Here is a 15,319-nt window from a genome sequence, read left to right on the forward strand (position 1 = left end):
GGCAGTCAGGATGAGGTCAAGGCGTCCAGCCGGGCCAGGTAATGCATCGCCTCTTCCCGGCTGCCGCCACACATTTCAACGGATGGCTGCAGGCTGGCGCAGACAGCCGGCCGCTCCGGATGCCCGAAAATCTGGCAGCGGTTCTGGTCGTCCAACTGAACGCAGCGCACACCGGCCGGCTTGCCGTGCGGCATGCCGGGAATGGCGGAGGAGATGGAAGGCGCGATGCAGCAGGCGCCGCAGCCGCTGCGGCAAGATGGTAGCTTCATGAATTCGGGAAACAGCGAGGCGGAATTGCCCGGACGGCTTGCGATGATAGCTGAAGGCAAAGCGCCGCCTAGAAATAAATCGGGGCCGCATTCTTGACGCTGCCCAACTAGGCCCCTATATTACTGACTGAAAAGTAAGTTACTCGAAATTTCATAGGCCATGCCAGACACCAAACCGCGCTGGGAACGCCGCAAGGATGCGCGCCCCCAGGAATTGCTCGCCGCCGCGCTCGATCTGTTCGTCGAACGCGGCTATGCCGCGACCCGGCTGGACGACGTCGCCGCCCGCGCCGGCGTCTCCAAGGGCACCCTGTATCTGTACTTCGCCAACAAGGAAGAGCTGTTCAAGGCCATGATCCGCGAGAACATGCTGCCGGTGCTGGGCGAGGCGGAAAGCGCGATCGAGCATTTCGAGGGCCACAGCGCGATATTGTTCCGCGAGATCGTGCTCGGCTGGTGGGAGCGCATCGGCAACACGCCGCTGTCGGGCATCACCAAGCTGATGATGGCTGAATCGTCCAACTTTCCCGAAGTGGCGCGCTTCTATCACGATGAAGTGATCTCGCGCGCCAATGCCATGGTGGCCAGCATGCTGGAGCGCGGCATGCAGCGCGGCGAGTTCCGCCGCGTCGATCCGGAGCAGGTCACCCAGATCGTGGTGGCGCCGATGCTGATGCTGATGATGTCCAAGCATTCATTCGCCTTCTGCCGTCAGGGCAAGCCGCTGTCAGTGCAGGCTTACCTCGACAGCTTCATCGACGTCATGCTCAACGGCCTGGTGATCCCCGCCCCCGCCGGCAACGCCTAACCCATTCATCCACAGGAAGATCATGCTGAAACGACGCGGTACCTGGATCATCATCGCCCTCGCCCTGCTCCTGACAGGCGGCGGCGCGGCCGTCATGAAGAAGCGCCAGGGCGCGGCGCAGGCGGCGATGCCGGCCGCCGCGCCGGCGCCGGCCGCGCTCGAATTCCTGCCCCAGGATGTGGCCCAGGCGAAGCGGCGCGACCTGCGCCAGATCCTGCCGCTGTCCGGTTCGCTGCGGGCGGTGAACCAGGCATCGGTCAAGGCCCGGGTCGGCGGCGAAGTGCGGGAAGTGCTGGTGCGCGAGGGCGAGCCGGTGAAGGCTGGCCAGGTGCTGGTGAAGATGGATGCCACCGAATACCAGGCGCGCCTGGACCAGGCCAGGGGCGCGCTGCGCGCCGCCGAAGGCCAGCTCGACATCGCCGTCAAGGCGCGCGACAACAACCGGACGCTGATGGAGAAAGGCTTCATTTCCAAGAATGCGTTCGAGAATTCCGCCAGCCAGTTCGACATCGCCCGTGCCAACGTTGCATCGGCGCGCGGCGCGCTCGACGTGGCGCAGAAATCGCTCGGCGACACCGTCATCAAGGCGCCGATCGGCGGCATCGTCAGCAGCCGCAGCGTGCAGCCGGGCGAAAAGGTATCGCCCGACAACAAGCTGCTCGACGTGGTCGACCTGCGTCAGATGGAGCTGGAAGCGGCGGTGCCGGCGGCGGACATCCTTAACGTCTCCCTCGGCCAGGAAGTGCAGCTGCGCATCGAAGGCCTGGCGCAGCCGCTGCCCGGCAAGGTGGCGCGCATCAGCCCGGCGACCCAGGCCGGCTCCCGCTCCATCCTGATCTACATCCAGGTCGACAATCCCGACGGCGCGCTGCGGGTCGGCATGTTCGCCGACGCGCGCCTGACGCTGGCGCGCAAGGCCGGCGTGCTGACGGTGCCGCAGTCGGCGGTGCAGTCGGATGCCGGCAGCAACTACCTGTACGCCATCGAGAACGGCAAGCTGGCCAGAAAGCCGGTGACGCTCGGCGCCCGCGGCGACGACGGCGACGGCCCGGCGGTGGAAATCGCCTCCGGCCTGGAGGACGGCGCCACCGTGGTGCGCACCAACCTCGGCAACCTGCAGTCCGGCGCGCCGGTGCGCTTCGCCCGCATCGGCGGCCAGCAGCGAGAAGCGGCCGCGCCCGCCGCCAAGGCCGGCGCCGCCCAGCCGCAGTAAGCCCGGCACAGTCGGACGGCATGACACCCATTTCCGCCGCGCCCTTCGCCGGCGCGGCACACTGAGGGACAGACACCATGTGGTTCACCCGCATCAGCATCGGCAATCCCGTGCTCGCCACCATGATGATGGTGGCCTTCGTCGTGCTCGGCCTGTTTTCCTACCAGCGCCTGCGCGTGGACCAGTTCCCGGACGTGACGTTTCCGGTGGTGGTGGTGCAGACCGACTATCCCGGCGCCTCGCCCGAGACGGTGGAATCCGACGTCACGCGCAAGGTAGAGGAAGCGGTCAACACCATCAACGGCATCAACAGCCTGACCTCGCGCTCCTACGAGGGCTCGTCGGTGGTGATCGTCGAATTCGTGCTCACCGTCGATCCGGCCCAGGCGGCGCAGGACGTGCGCGAGAAAGTGGCGCTGGTCCGCTCGCTCTTCCGCAAGGAGGTGAAGGAGCCGCGCGTCACCCGCTTCGACCCGGCCGACCGGCCGATCTTCTCGGTTTCGGTCGCCAACGAGGCGAACGGCCAGCAGCGCAATCTGCGCGAGCTGACCACCATCGCCGACCAGGTGGTGAAGAAGCGCCTCGAAAACGTGCGCGGCGTCGGCTCGGTGACGCTGGTGGGCGGCGTGCGGCGGGAAATCAAGATTTTCGTGCGCCCGGCGGAGATGGAAGCGCTCGGCATCGGCGTCGACCAGGTGATCAATGCGGTGCGCAGCGAGAACCAGGAACTGCCTACCGGCGCGATTCGCTCCAGAGACAACGAGCAGGTGGTGCAGGTGCAGGGCCGCATCCGCAATCCGGAAGACTTCGGCCGCATCATCGTCGCCCGCCGCGGCGGCCAGCCGGTGCTGCTGTCCCAGATCGCCAACATCGTCGACGGCCAGGAGGAGCAGGAAACCCTGGCGCTGTACAACGGCCAGCGCACGCTGGCGCTGGACATCCTGAAGGCGCAGGGCGAGAACACCATCGACGTGGTCGACGGTCTGAACGCCGCCATCCGCGACCTCGGCCCGACCATGAAGGCGCTCTACCCTGGCGTGAAGATCGAAGTCATCAAGGACAGCTCGCGCCAGATCCGCGTCGGCGTCGACAACGTGCGCCGCACCCTGATCGAAGGTGCCGCGCTGACGGTGCTGATCGTGTTCCTGTTCCTGAACTCCTGGCGCTCCACCGTCATCACCGGCCTCACCCTGCCGGTGGCGCTGATCGGCACCTTCCTGTTCATGTACATCTTCGGCTTCACGATCAACATGATCACGCTGATGGCGCTGTCGCTGTGCGTCGGCCTGCTGATCGACGATGCCATCGTGGTGCGGGAAAACATCGTGCGCCACGCGGCGATGAAGGTGAACGGCCGCTTCAAGAGCCACAAGCAGTCGGCCCTGGAAGGCACCGCCGAGATCGGCCTGGCGGTGCTGGCCACCACCTTTTCCATCGTCGCGGTGTTCCTGCCGGTGGGCTTCATGGGCGGCATCATCGGCCGCTTCTTCCACCAGTTCGGGGTCACCGTCACGGCGGCGGTGCTGATCTCGATGTTCGTTTCCTTCACGCTGGACCCGATGCTGTCCTCCATCTGGCCCGACCCGGCGGTGCATGGCGACCATGGCAACAGGAACAGCCTCTACGGCAGGACCATCGGCCGGCTGCTGCACCAGTTCGAGCGCATGGTGCAATGGATGTCGGATACCTACCAGGTGATGCTGAAGTGGTCGCTGAAACACCGCGTCGCCACGCTGGTCATCGCCCTCGCCACCTTCTTCGGCGGCTTCGCCATCCCGGCCAGCGGCCTGATCGGCAGCGAATTCGTGCCCCAGGCGGACTACTCCGAAACCGGCGTCACCTTCTTCACGCCAATCGGCAGCTCGATCGAATTCACCGAGAGCAAGGCGCGCCAGGTGGAAGCGGTGCTGCGCGAATTCCCGGAGGTGCGCGACCTCTACACCACCATCAACACCGGCAACGCCCAGGGCAAGAGCTACGCCACCACTTTCGTGCGCCTGACCCCGCGCAGCGAGCGGCAGCGCAGCACGAAGGAATTGAGCGTGCCGCTGCGCGAACGCCTGAACCAGATCGCCGGCATCACCGTCACCCATATCGGCTCGCTCGACGGCGTCGGCGGCGACAACAAGCAGATCCGCCTGTCGCTGCTCGGCCCGGACCTCAAGCAGCTGGCGCGCCTGACGGACGATGCCCAGGCGCGGCTGCGCGCCATTCCCGGGCTGGTGGACCTGGATTCCAGCCTGAAGGCGGCCAAGCCCACCATCTCGATCGAGCCGCGGCGCGACATCGGCGCCGATCTCGGCATCGGCGTCGGCCAGATCGGCAATGCGCTGCGGCCGCTGCTGGCGGGCGAGGCGGCGTCCAGCTGGCGCGCGCCGGACGACGAGAACTACGACGTCAGCGTGCGCCTGGCGCCGTCCGACCGCGACAATACCGAAGACCTGTCGCGCCTGATGCTGGCCAGCACCCAGACCAATGCCGACGGCTCGCCGCGCATGGTGCCGCTGCGCCAGGTGGCGGAGATCAAGCCGGCCTTGGGCGCCAACCAGATCAACCGGCGCGACCTCAACCGCGAGGTGGAGCTGTCGGCCAACGTGGTCGGCCGTTCCGCCGGCCAGGTCAGCGCCGACGTCAAGCAGGCGCTGGAGGCGATGAACCTGCCGCCCGGCTACCGCTACCAGGTCGGCGGCGCCACCAAGAGCATGCAGGAATCCTTCGGCTACGCCCTGTCCGCGCTGGCGCTGGCGGTGATCTTCATCTACATGATCCTGGCGTCGCAGTTCGCCAGCTTCCTGCAGCCGCTGGCGATCATGTCTTCGCTGCCGCTCACCCTGATCGGCGTTTTCCTGGCCCTGATGTTCTTCCGCTCGACGCTGAACATGTTCTCCATCATCGGCTTCATCATGCTGATGGGCCTGGTGACCAAGAATGCCATCCTGCTGGTGGACTTCGCCAATCAGGCGCGCAAGGCCGGCGCCGAACGCGGCGCGGCGCTGCTGGAGGCGGCGCACGTGCGGCTGCGCCCGATCCTGATGACCACCCTGGCGATGGTGTTCGGCATGGTGCCGCTGGCTTTCGGCCTGGCCGAGGGCTCCGAGCAGCGGGCGCCGATGGGCCAGGCGGTGATCGGCGGCATTATCACTTCGTCACTATTGACCCTGGTGGTGGTACCAGTGGTGTACACCTACCTCGACGACCTGGCGGCCTGGGCCCGGCGCAAGCTCGGCCGGCCCGCGGCCCATGCGGCGGAACCGGCGCGCGGCGGCGAAATTCTGGCGGCCCCGCATGCGAAACATGAGGATGGCCTTTGATAGAATAGCTCGTTTCCCAAATCCAATTCCACGATCCGAGTCACCCGAATGAATATCGAAAAAGCACGCTTCAACATGATCGAGCAGCAGATCCGCACCTGGGATGTGACCCAGCCGGACGTGCTGGAACTGCTGCAGGTGGTCAAGCGCGAGAACTTCGTGCCAGCCGCCTACCGCGGCCTGGCGTTCATGGATACCGAGATTCCCCTGCCGGGCGGACAGTGCATGTTCACGCCCAAGCTGGAAGCCCGCATCCTCCAGGAAGTCGCGGTCAAGAAGCATGAGAACGTGCTGGAAATCGGCGCCGGCTCCGGCTACATGGCCGCCCTGCTCGCCTGCAAGGCGCGCCACGTGACCACCGTCGAGATCGATCCGGAGCTGAAGCAGTTCGCCGAGCGCAACCTGGCCGACAACGGCATCGACAACGTCGACGTGGTGCTCGGCAACGGCGCCCAGGGCTGGCCGGCGAACGGCGCCGAAGCCGCCTACGACGTGATCGTCATCTCCGGCGCCCTGCCGGTGCTGCCGGACGCCTTCCTCAAGCAGGTGAAGGTCGGCGGCCGCATCTTCTCCATAATCGGCGAGGAGCCGGTGATGGAAGCCCGGATCACCACCCGCATGTCGGACGACGGCTACCGCTCCGTCCAGGTATTCGAAACCGTGGTCAAGCCGCTGCGCGATGCGGTGACCCCGAGCCACTTCAAGTTCTGAGGCTAGCCATGCAATCCATGACCGCTCCCGAACTCGCCGCCTGGCTGGCGGATCCCGCCCGGCCCAAGCCGCTGCTGCTGGACGTGCGCGAGCCCTGGGAATTCCAGACCTGCCACATCGACGGCTCGCTGCCGATGCCGATGAATTCGGTGCCGGCGCGGCTGACCGAGCTGGAGGAGGAAAACCCGGTCGTCTGCATCTGCCACCACGGCATGCGCAGCATGGCGGTGGCAGCGTTCCTGGAGCGGAACGGATTCACCCAGGTGGTCAACCTGACGGGCGGCATCGACGCCTGGGCGCGCCAGGTGGACGGCGCCATGCCGACCTACTGAGCCGCGGCAGCGCGGCCGCTCGAAATGCGGCCACGAAAAACAATATCTAATAAGGAGAGGATGTCATGCGAGCCCGCCTAGTCGCCACAATGCTGGCCGGCGCCTTCCTGTCGCTCAATGCGCAGGCAGTCGATTTGCTGCAGGTCTACCGGGAGGCGCAGGCCAACGATCCCCAGTTCACCAGCGCCCGCGCTTCCCTGACCGCCGGCCAGGAGCGCAGCGTGCAGGCGCGCGCCGGCCTGCTGCCGCAGGTTGGCCTGTCGGGCAACGTCAACCGATCCTATCTCGACGGCAGCGCCGGCAGCGCCGTCGGCACCGTGCCCCTCGACCGCAACTTCGGCAGCAACGGCTACACCCTGTCGCTGTCGCAGCCGCTGTTCCGGCTCGCCAACTGGGAAGCCTATCAGCAGGGCCGGCTGCAAGTGGCGGCGAGCGAAGCGCAGTTCGCCCAGGCGCAGCAGGACCTGATCGTGCGCGTGGCGCAGGCCTATTTCGACGTGCTGGTGTCGCAGGATGCATTGGCCACGATCCAGGCGCAGAAGGTAGCGATCACCGAGCAGCTGGCCTCGGCCAAGCGCAATTTCGAGGTCGGCACCGCCACCATCACCGACACCCATGAAGCCCAGGCCCGCTACGACCTCTCGGTGGCGCAGGAATTCGCGGCCACCAACGATCTGCAGATCAAGCGCACCGCGCTGCAGCAAATCATCGGCCGCGCGCCCGACGACCTCGCCTCCCTCAAGCCCGGCCTGAAGCTGAATGCGCCGGAGCCGGCCCAGGCCGACCAGTGGGTAGCCAGCGCCGAGCAGCAGAATTTCGGCGTGGTCGGCCAGCAGCTGGCGCTGGAAATCGCCCAGCGCGAAGTCAAGCGCAGCCGCGCCGGCCATTATCCGACGGTGGATCTGGTGGCCAGCCGCAACCGCACCAACCAGAGCGGCACGGTCACCTCCGCCTTCGGCAGCAACGTCAACAGCACCAACGTCGGCGTGCAGGTCGCCATCCCGCTGTTCTCCGGCTTCGGCACCGAGAGCCGGGTGCGCGAAACCATCGCGCTGGAAGACAAGGCCCGCTCCGACCTGGAAAACACCCGCCGCACCGCCGCCCAGGGTGCGCGGCAGGCCTTCCTAGGCGTCAACAGCGGCCTGGCCCAGGTGCGGGCGCTGGAAGCCGCCGAGGTATCGAGCCAGTCGGCGCTGGAGTCCAACCGGCTCGGCTACCAGGTCGGCGTGCGGATCAATATCGACGTGCTCAACGCCCAGCAGCAGCTATTCTCTACCCGGCGCGACCTCGCCCGGGCGCGCTACGACACCATCATGAACGGCTTGCGCCTGAAGGCGGCCGCCGGCGTGCTGAAGGAAGAGGATCTGGTACAGGTGAATGCGCTGCTGGCTGCGGCGCCGTGATAGCCAACACCTGTTCGCCAATGAAAAAGCCGGCTGATGCCGGCTTTTTCGTTTCGATGGATACGGGAATCCTCACAAGCGGTAATCCCGTTCCACCTTGCATATGCGCGTCTTGAACGCCGAATACCAAGTGCTGCGGCCGAGCTGCTGCGCCTGCAGATGTTCCGCATTCGCCTTCCATGCGCGGATGGATTCCAGGTCCTTCCAGTAAGAGACGGTGATCCCCACCTCCTGGCGCACCGACTCCATGCCGAGAAAACCGGGCTGGCGTGCCGCGAGCTCCACCATCCTTGCCGCCATGTCGGCATAACCCTGGTCCGCATCGGTGCGGATGGAAGTGAAGATCACCGCATAGTAAGGCGGCGCCGGCGTGTTCGCGATGGTGGTCATGTCTGCCTCGAAAGCAAAGCGGGGGGCAACCAATTATCTACCGGGAAGCCGGCTTGCGCAGCGAAGGCGCATAGCGCAGCATGTCGATGCTGGCATCGATCAGGCGCTCCGCCTGCTTCTCCAGGTTGAAGGTGTCCTTGGCGAACAGCCAGTTGCTGACCAGCCCGATGACGGCGGCATGCAGCGCGGTGGCGGCAAGGTGCACGTCGAGTTCCGGCGCCAGCTGGCCGTGGGTGATGGCATTGCGCAGAATGCGCTCGATGCGGGCCTCGCCGCGGCGGAAGGCTTCCTGCTGGCGGGCCTGGATCAGCCCGGACGACTCGACGTATTCGCACTTGTGGAACAGCACCTCGAAAACTTTTCGCGTCTGCGGATCGGCCGCGGCCTGCCGCAGCACGAAGATGCAGGAGGCGCGCAGCTGGCCGAGCGGATCCTCCTGTTCCTGGCTGGCGCCCGCCTCCGTCATGGCTTCCATCGGCAGCCGCACCCGTTCGCACATCGCGTCGAACAGGTCGCTCTTGTTCTTGAAGTGCCAGTAGATCGCGCCGCGAGTGACACCCGCCGCCTCGGCCACGTCGGCAAGCGAGGTCGCCGAGGTGCCCTTGGCGTAGAACACCTCCACCGCCGCATCGAGGATGCGATTGCGGGTTTCGAGCGCTTCTTCCTTGGTACTGCGGGCCATGGGGATCCTTGAGTGACTCGAGATGGACGTATCCATCCGATGACTGTTGATGCATTGAAGCATATGCCCGGCCGATTCGCGCCGGGAAAGCGCAAGGCGGCGGGGCGCGCTCCGCTACGAAGCGAGGCGGGCCCGGCGTGCGCCGTTCGGGCGTCACATACATACATTCACGTATGTATGTATAATACCAGCTTGTTCCCCAAATAAGAACTATACTGCCAGCCTGCCACCGGCGATGGACGCTTAGTATGGGTGTCCTTGCAGTATCTCCGCCTCACCCAAGATCAATTATCGAAAACCGAGCGAGTACTTATGAGTCCTGTTTACCGCCTCACCGGAATTGCCGCCGCCGCACTGATCATGACCGCCGTCGCCGGCTGCGGCGAAAAGGCCGCCCATGCGCAGGCACCCGGTAACGCACCGCCGCCGCCCGAAGTCGCCGTCGTCACCGTGACGCCGGAGCGCCTCGCCATCTTCAACGAACTTCCCGGCCGGCTCGAAGCCACCCGCGTGGCGCAGGTGCGGGCGCGGGTGCCGGGCATAGTGCAGAAGCGGGCGTTCCGTGAAGGCAGCGACGTGAAAGCGGGCGACGTGCTGTACCGTATCGATCCTTCCGCCTATCAGGCCACCCTCAACAGCGCCGAGGCCACCGTCGCTCGCGCCGAGGCCAATCTGGCTCAGGCCAATATGAAGGCTCAGCGCTACAAGCCCCTGGTGGAAACCAATGCCATCAGCAAGCAGGAATACGACGACGCCGTCACCGCCACCAAGCAGGCGACCGCGGACCTCGCCGCCGCCAAGGCGACGCGCGAGACCGCTCGCCTCAATCTCGGCTATGCCACCATCACCGCGCCGATCTCCGGCCGCATCGGCCGCTCGCTGGTGACGGAGGGCGCGCTGGTCGGCCAGGGCGAAGCCACGCTGATGGCCACCATCCAGCAGCTCGATCCGATCTACGTCAACCTGACCCAGTCCAGCACCGAACTGGCGCGCCTGCAGCAAGCGCTGCGCAGCGGCCAGCTCAAGAGCGTCGGCAAGGACGGCGCCAGGGTGACCCTGGTGACCGAGGACGGCAAGAACACCGGCATCAGCGGCAAGCTGCTGTTCTCCGACGTCACCGTGGAGGAAAGCACTGGCTCGGTGATTCTGCGCGCCGAATTTCCCAATTCCGATCGCGCCCTGCTGCCGGGCATGTACGCCCGCGCCCGCATCGAGCAGGCGGTGGACGAGCAGGCCATCACCGTGCCGCAGCAGGCGGTGCAGCGCGGCACCGAAGGCGCCTACGTGATGCTGGTCGGCGCCGACGGCAAGGTCGCGCCGCGCCCGATCAAGACCGGCACCGCACAGGGCAACAAGTGGATCATCACCGACGGCCTGAAGGGCGGCGAGAAGGTGATCGTCGAAGGCCTGCAGAAAGTGAAGCCGGGCGCGCCAGCGCGCGCCGTGCCGTGGCAAGCCCCGGCCGCCGCCCAGGGCGGCGCGCCGGCAGCCCAGCCGGCGAAGCAGCCGGCCGCCAACGCCGCTCAAAAGTCTTAAGGGAGAAGCCGCCTCATGGCCAAGTTCTTTATTGACCGCCCGGTGTTCGCCTGGGTGGTCGCACTCTTCATTCTGCTGGCAGGGGGCATCGCCATCACCCGCCTGCCGGTTGCCCAGTATCCGACCATCGCGCCGCCGTCGGTCGTCGTCACCGCCACCTACCCTGGCGCTTCTGCCCAGGTGCTGGACGAGAGCGTCACCAGCCTGATCGAACAGGAGATGAACGGCGCCGACGGACTGCAGTACATGGAATCGCAGAGCCAGGCCAACGGCCAGGCGCAGATCACCGTCACCTTCCTGCCGGGCACCAATCCCGATCTCGCCGCAGTGGACGTGCAGAACCGCCTGAAGCGGGTCGAACCGCGCCTGCCGCAGGCGGTGACCCAGCAAGGCGTGCAGGTGACCAAGGCGCGCAGCAACTTCCTGCTGTTCACCACCCTCTCCTCCAGCGACGGCCGGCTCGATCCGGTAGCGCTGGGCGACTACCTGTCGCGCAACGTGCTCAACGAGTTGAAGCGCGTGCCCGGCGTCGGCGATGCCACCCTGTTCGGCACCGAGCGCGCGATGCGCATCTGGATCGACCCGGACAAGCTGGTCGGCTTCAAGCTCTCGCCGGCCGACGTCTCCGCCGCCATCCGCGCCCAGAACGCGCAGGTGGCATCCGGCACCCTGGGCGACCTGCCGAGCAACATCACCCAGCAGATCGCCACCCAGGTGGTGGTGCGCGGCCAGCTCACCAGCCCGGAGGAATTCGGCAACATCGTGCTGCGCGCCAATCCGAACGGCTCCACCGTGCGGCTGCGCGACGTCGCCCGCATCGAGGTCGGCGGCCAGACCTATGCCACCGCCGCCCGCCTGAACGGCGAGGCCGCCTCCGCCGTCGGCATCCTGCTGTCGCCGACCGCCAATGCGCTGCAGACCGCCAAGGCCATCCGCGCCAAGATGGACGAGCTGTCGCGCTACTTCCCCGCCGGCGTGAAGTACGAAATCCCCTACGACACCTCGCTGTTCGTGCAGATCTCGATCGAGGAAGTGGTCAAGACCCTGCTCGAGGCGGTGGTGCTGGTGTTCCTGGTGATGTACCTGTTCCTGCAGAACATCCGCTACACCCTGATCCCCACCATCGTCGTGCCGGTGGCGCTGATGGGCACCTTCGCCGCCATGGCCGCCTTCGGCTTCTCGATCAACGTGCTGACCATGTTCGGCATGGTGCTGGCCATCGGCATCCTGGTGGACGACGCCATCGTGGTGGTGGAAAACGTCGAGCGCATCATGAGCGAGGAAGGCCTGTCGCCGCGCGACGCCACGCGCAAGGCCATGGGCCAGATCACCGGCGCCATCGTCGGCATCACCCTGGTGCTGGTGGCGGTGTTCATCCCGATGGCCTTCTTCGGCGGCTCGGTCGGCGCCATCTACCGCCAGTTCTCGCTGTCGATGGTGTCGTCCATGCTGCTCTCGGCGCTGATGGCGCTGTCGCTGACGCCGGCGCTGTGCGCCACCATCCTGAAGCCGGTGGAAGCCGGCCACCACCACGAAAAGCGCGGCTTCTTCGGCTGGTTCAACCGCAGCTTCAACCGCACCGCCACCGGCTACCAGGGCATGGTGGCGCGCATGCTGACCAAGGCGCTGCGCTACATGATCATCTTCGGCGTCATCATCGCCTGCGTCGCGCTGCTGTACGCGCGCCTGCCTTCCTCCTTCCTGCCGAGCGAGGACCAGGGCTACATCGTCACCAACGTGCAGCTGCCGCCGGGCGCCAGCGCCAACCGCACGCTGGAGGTGGTGCAGCAGGTCGAAGACTTCTACAAGAAGCAGAAGATCGTCGAGAACATCGTCGCCGTCACCGGCTTCTCCTTCTCCGGCAGCGGCCAGAATGCCGGCCTGGTTTTCACGCCGCTGATCGACTGGAAGGAACGCGGCGCCGGCGAAACCGCCAGCGACCTGGTCGGCAAGGCCTTCGGCGCCCTGTCCCAGATCCGCGATGCGATCATCTTCCCGGTGAATCCGCCGCCGATCCGCGAGCTCGGCAACGCCACCGGCTTCACCTTCCGCCTGCAGGACCGCGGCGGACTCGGCCACGACGCCCTGCTGGCGGCACGCAACCAGCTGCTCGGCATGGCGGCGCAGAGCCAGGTCATCAAGGGCGCCCGCCCCGAAGGCCTGGAAGACACGCCGCAGCTGCAGCTCGACATCGACCGCGACAAGGCCAGCGCCCTCGGCATCGCCTACTCCGACATCAATGCCGCGCTGACCAACACCATCGGCTCCAGCTATATCAACGATTTCCCGAACATGGGCCGCCAGCAGCGGGTGATCGTGCAGGCCGACGTGCCGGACCGCCTGCAGCCGGAGGACATCCTCAAGCTCAACGTCCGCAATACACAGGGCAACATGGTGCCGTTCTCGGCCTTCACCAACATCCGCTGGGTCACCGGCCCGGTGCAGCTGGTGCGCTACAACGGCTATCCGGCGATGAAGATCTCCGGCGACGCCGCGCCCGGCCGCAGCACCGGCGAGGCGATGGCGGAGATGGAGCGCCTGGCAGGCCAGCTGCCGCAAGGCTTCGGCTTCGAATGGACCGGCACCTCCTTCGAGGAGAAGACTTCCGGCTCGCAGGCGCCGGCGCTGTTCGCGCTGTCGCTGATCGCGGTGTTCCTGGTGCTGGCGGCGCTGTATGAAAGCGCCTCCATCCCGGTGGCGGTGCTGCTGGTGGTACCGCTCGGCATCCTCGGCGCCCTGCTCGGCGCCACCCTGCGCGGCATGCCGAACGACGTCTACTTCAAGGTCGGCCTGATCGCCATCATCGGCCTGTCGGCCAAGAACGCGATCCTGATCATCGAGTTCGCCAAGGACCTGCAAGCCCAGGGCAAGGGCGTGATCGAAGCCACGCTGGAAGCGGTGCACCTTCGCTTCAGGCCGATCATCATGACCTCGCTCGCCTTCATCCTCGGCGTGCTGCCGCTGGTGATCGCCACCGGCGCCGGCTCCGCCAGCCAGCGCGCCATCGGCACCGGCGTGATGGGCGGCATGATCACCGCCACCGTGCTGGCGGTGTTCCTGGTGCCGGTGTTCTTCGTCGTGGTGCGCAAGTTCTTCCCCGGCAGCGAGCGCCAGCGCCGCATGTATGCCCATGAAAACCTAGGCAACGAAAGCTGATCCAGATGCTGAAGCAAATTACCCTGTCCCTGCTGGCCGCCGGCGTGCTCGGCGGCTGCTCCCTGGCGCCCACCCTGCAGCGGCCGGAAGCCCCGGTCGCCGCGACCTTCCCGCAGGAAGCCGCGCCCACCGGCATCGCCGCGCCGGCCACCCCGGCCGCCAATGCCGGCACGCCCGCCGCCGACATCGGCTGGCAAGACTTCTTCCCCGACCGCCGGCTGCAGGCCTTCATCGCCGCCGCGCTCGACAACAACCGCGACCTGCGCACCGCCGCGCTGCGCATCGAGGAAGCCCGCGCCCAGTACAACATCCAGTCGGCCGACCTGCTGCCGACGCTGAACGCCGCCGGCGGCGTGACCCGCTCGCGCACCCCGGGCGAACTCAATGCCAGCGGCCGGCCCATCCTCACCACCGGCTACCAGGTCGGCCTGAGCCTGACCTCCTTCGAGCTGGACTTCTTCGGCCGCGTGCGCAGCCTGAACCAGGCGGCCCTGGCGCAGTACCTGGCCACCGAGGAAGCCGCGCGGGCGGCGCGCATCAGCCTGGTGGCGGAAACCGCCAAGGCCTACCTCGCCGAGCGCAGCTTCGCCGAGCAGCACGAGCTGGCCCGCCAGACCCTGCAGGGCCGCGAGAACGGCTACCGCCTGGCACAGCAGCGCTTCGAAGTCGGTGCTTCCTCCGCCCTCGACCTGCGCCAGAATGAGACCCTGGTGCTGACCGCTCGCGCCACCCTCGCCACCCTGGCACGCCAGCGCGCCCAAGCGATCAACGCGCTGACGCTGCTGGTCGGCCGTCCGCTCGACACCATCGGCGACCTGCCGGCGCCTCAGCCGCTGTCGGGACAGAACATCGTCAACGACATCCCGGCCGGCCTGCCTTCCGACCTGCTGGTGCGTCGGCCCGACATCCGCGCCGCCGAGCAGCGGCTGGTATCCGCCAACGCCAACATCGGTGCCGCCCGCGCCGCCTTCTTCCCGCGCATCTCGCTCACCGCGGCGTTCGGCACCGCGAGCACGGCGCTGTCCGGCCTGTTCAGCGCCGGTTCCGGCAACTGGTCCTTCGGCCCGCAGCTGCTGCTGCCGATCTTCGACAGCGGCCGCAACCAGGGCAACCTCGACCTGGCGCAGGTGCGCACCAATCTCGCGGTGGTGGATTACGAGAAGACCATCCAGACCGCCTTCCGCGAAGTGTCGGACGCCCTCACCGCCCGCGGCTACCTGGAAGAGCAGATCGAAGCCCAACGCGCGGTGCAGGTCGCCCAGGCCGACCGCCTGAAGCTCGCCGACCAGCGCTTCCGCAACGGCATCTCCAGCTCGCTCGACGTGCTGGACGCGGAGCGCGAACTGTTCTCCGCCCAGCAGTCGCTGGTGCAGGCACAATTGCTGCGGTTGACCAACAGCGTGGACCTCTACCGCTCCCTAGGCGGCGGATTGAAGAGCACCACCAACTACGCCAGCCAGGCGCGCTGAGCGTTTCTCTCGCTCCTTGCTTCTCTGAAAGCCCATGCT

General features: G+C 66.8%; 12 protein-coding genes. 9 read left to right on the plus strand and 3 right to left on the minus strand.

Features of this window, described 5'->3' with window-relative positions; translation table 11 throughout:
* Positions 1–5: 5 nt before the first annotated feature.
* Positions 6–269, minus strand: a complete 264-nt coding sequence (locus CHB88_RS06430; RefSeq protein ID WP_089398525.1) for a YkgJ family cysteine cluster protein — start codon at positions 267–269, stop codon at positions 6–8.
* Between the two features lie 160 nt (positions 270–429).
* On the opposite strand from CHB88_RS06430, the gene CHB88_RS06435 reads away from it, so the two are divergent.
* From CHB88_RS06435 to CHB88_RS06460, 6 genes are all read left to right on the plus strand, one after another.
* Complete coding sequence (locus CHB88_RS06435; RefSeq protein ID WP_089398439.1) at positions 430–1,077, plus strand: TetR/AcrR family transcriptional regulator; 648 nt, start codon at positions 430–432, stop codon at positions 1,075–1,077.
* Positions 1,078–1,099: 22 nt separating this feature from the next.
* On the plus strand, positions 1,100–2,290 hold the full coding sequence (locus CHB88_RS06440) for an efflux RND transporter periplasmic adaptor subunit (RefSeq protein WP_176442341.1): 1,191 nt from the start codon (positions 1,100–1,102) through the stop codon (positions 2,288–2,290).
* 77 nt (positions 2,291–2,367) lie between these two features.
* Positions 2,368–5,601 (plus strand): efflux RND transporter permease subunit, encoded by a 3,234-nt coding sequence (locus CHB88_RS06445; protein ID WP_089398441.1) that lies wholly within the window; start codon positions 2,368–2,370, stop codon positions 5,599–5,601.
* A gap of 48 nt (positions 5,602–5,649) precedes the next feature.
* Positions 5,650–6,312, plus strand: a complete 663-nt coding sequence (locus CHB88_RS06450) for a protein-L-isoaspartate O-methyltransferase family protein (RefSeq protein WP_089398442.1) — start codon at positions 5,650–5,652, stop codon at positions 6,310–6,312.
* Between the two features lie 8 nt (positions 6,313–6,320).
* Positions 6,321–6,644 (plus strand): rhodanese-like domain-containing protein, encoded by a 324-nt coding sequence (locus CHB88_RS06455; protein WP_089398443.1) that lies wholly within the window; start codon positions 6,321–6,323, stop codon positions 6,642–6,644.
* A gap of 65 nt (positions 6,645–6,709) precedes the next feature.
* Positions 6,710–8,047, plus strand: a complete 1,338-nt coding sequence (locus CHB88_RS06460) for a TolC family outer membrane protein (RefSeq protein ID WP_089398444.1) — start codon at positions 6,710–6,712, stop codon at positions 8,045–8,047.
* A 72-nt stretch (positions 8,048–8,119) separates the two neighbouring features.
* Here CHB88_RS06460 and CHB88_RS06465 read toward each other — a convergent pair whose 3' ends face one another.
* Both CHB88_RS06465 and CHB88_RS06470 read right to left on the minus strand, forming a co-directional pair.
* Complete coding sequence (locus CHB88_RS06465; RefSeq protein ID WP_089398445.1) at positions 8,120–8,437, minus strand: antibiotic biosynthesis monooxygenase family protein; 318 nt, start codon at positions 8,435–8,437, stop codon at positions 8,120–8,122.
* 37 nt (positions 8,438–8,474) lie between these two features.
* The gene (locus CHB88_RS06470; RefSeq protein WP_089398446.1) at positions 8,475–9,119 is read right to left on the minus strand and encodes a TetR family transcriptional regulator; all 645 of its coding nucleotides are present in this window, start codon (positions 9,117–9,119) and stop codon (positions 8,475–8,477) included.
* Positions 9,120–9,431: 312 nt separating this feature from the next.
* On the opposite strand from CHB88_RS06470, the gene CHB88_RS06475 reads away from it, so the two are divergent.
* Genes CHB88_RS06475 through CHB88_RS06485 form a run of 3 tightly spaced genes read left to right on the plus strand, consistent with a single transcriptional unit; the run spans position 9,432 to position 15,280 of the window.
* Complete coding sequence (locus CHB88_RS06475; protein WP_089398447.1) at positions 9,432–10,655, plus strand: efflux RND transporter periplasmic adaptor subunit; 1,224 nt, start codon at positions 9,432–9,434, stop codon at positions 10,653–10,655.
* A gap of 15 nt (positions 10,656–10,670) precedes the next feature.
* Positions 10,671–13,811 carry an efflux RND transporter permease subunit gene (locus CHB88_RS06480; protein WP_089398448.1) on the plus strand — a complete coding sequence of 1,047 codons (3,141 nt, stop codon included), beginning with the start codon at positions 10,671–10,673 and terminating at the stop codon, positions 13,809–13,811.
* Between the two features lie 5 nt (positions 13,812–13,816).
* Entirely contained in the window at positions 13,817–15,280 is a 1,464-nt protein-coding gene (locus CHB88_RS06485; protein WP_089398449.1) for an efflux transporter outer membrane subunit, read from the plus strand.
* The last annotated feature ends 39 nt before the right edge of the window (positions 15,281–15,319 follow it).

It is taken from the genome of Noviherbaspirillum humi, from assembly GCF_900188095.1.
In the GTDB taxonomy this organism is placed as follows: Bacteria; Pseudomonadota; Gammaproteobacteria; order Burkholderiales; family Burkholderiaceae_D; genus Noviherbaspirillum; species Noviherbaspirillum humi.

What these genes read in the sequence shown, in the direction of transcription:
- CHB88_RS06430 (WP_089398525.1), bottom strand. Translation starts at nt 269, where the DNA reads ATGAAGCTACCATCTTGCCGCAGCGGCTGCGGCGCCTGCTGCATCGCG.
- CHB88_RS06435 (WP_089398439.1), top strand. Translation starts at nt 430, where the DNA reads ATGCCAGACACCAAACCGCGCTGGGAACGCCGCAAGGATGCGCGCCCC.
- CHB88_RS06440 (WP_176442341.1), top strand. Translation starts at nt 1,100, where the DNA reads ATGCTGAAACGACGCGGTACCTGGATCATCATCGCCCTCGCCCTGCTC.
- CHB88_RS06445 (WP_089398441.1), top strand. Translation starts at nt 2,368, where the DNA reads ATGTGGTTCACCCGCATCAGCATCGGCAATCCCGTGCTCGCCACCATG.
- CHB88_RS06450 (WP_089398442.1), top strand. Translation starts at nt 5,650, where the DNA reads ATGAATATCGAAAAAGCACGCTTCAACATGATCGAGCAGCAGATCCGC.
- CHB88_RS06455 (WP_089398443.1), top strand. Translation starts at nt 6,321, where the DNA reads ATGCAATCCATGACCGCTCCCGAACTCGCCGCCTGGCTGGCGGATCCC.
- CHB88_RS06460 (WP_089398444.1), top strand. Translation starts at nt 6,710, where the DNA reads ATGCGAGCCCGCCTAGTCGCCACAATGCTGGCCGGCGCCTTCCTGTCG.
- CHB88_RS06465 (WP_089398445.1), bottom strand. Translation starts at nt 8,437, where the DNA reads ATGACCACCATCGCGAACACGCCGGCGCCGCCTTACTATGCGGTGATC.
- CHB88_RS06470 (WP_089398446.1), bottom strand. Translation starts at nt 9,119, where the DNA reads ATGGCCCGCAGTACCAAGGAAGAAGCGCTCGAAACCCGCAATCGCATC.
- CHB88_RS06475 (WP_089398447.1), top strand. Translation starts at nt 9,432, where the DNA reads ATGAGTCCTGTTTACCGCCTCACCGGAATTGCCGCCGCCGCACTGATC.
- CHB88_RS06480 (WP_089398448.1), top strand. Translation starts at nt 10,671, where the DNA reads ATGGCCAAGTTCTTTATTGACCGCCCGGTGTTCGCCTGGGTGGTCGCA.
- CHB88_RS06485 (WP_089398449.1), top strand. Translation starts at nt 13,817, where the DNA reads ATGCTGAAGCAAATTACCCTGTCCCTGCTGGCCGCCGGCGTGCTCGGC.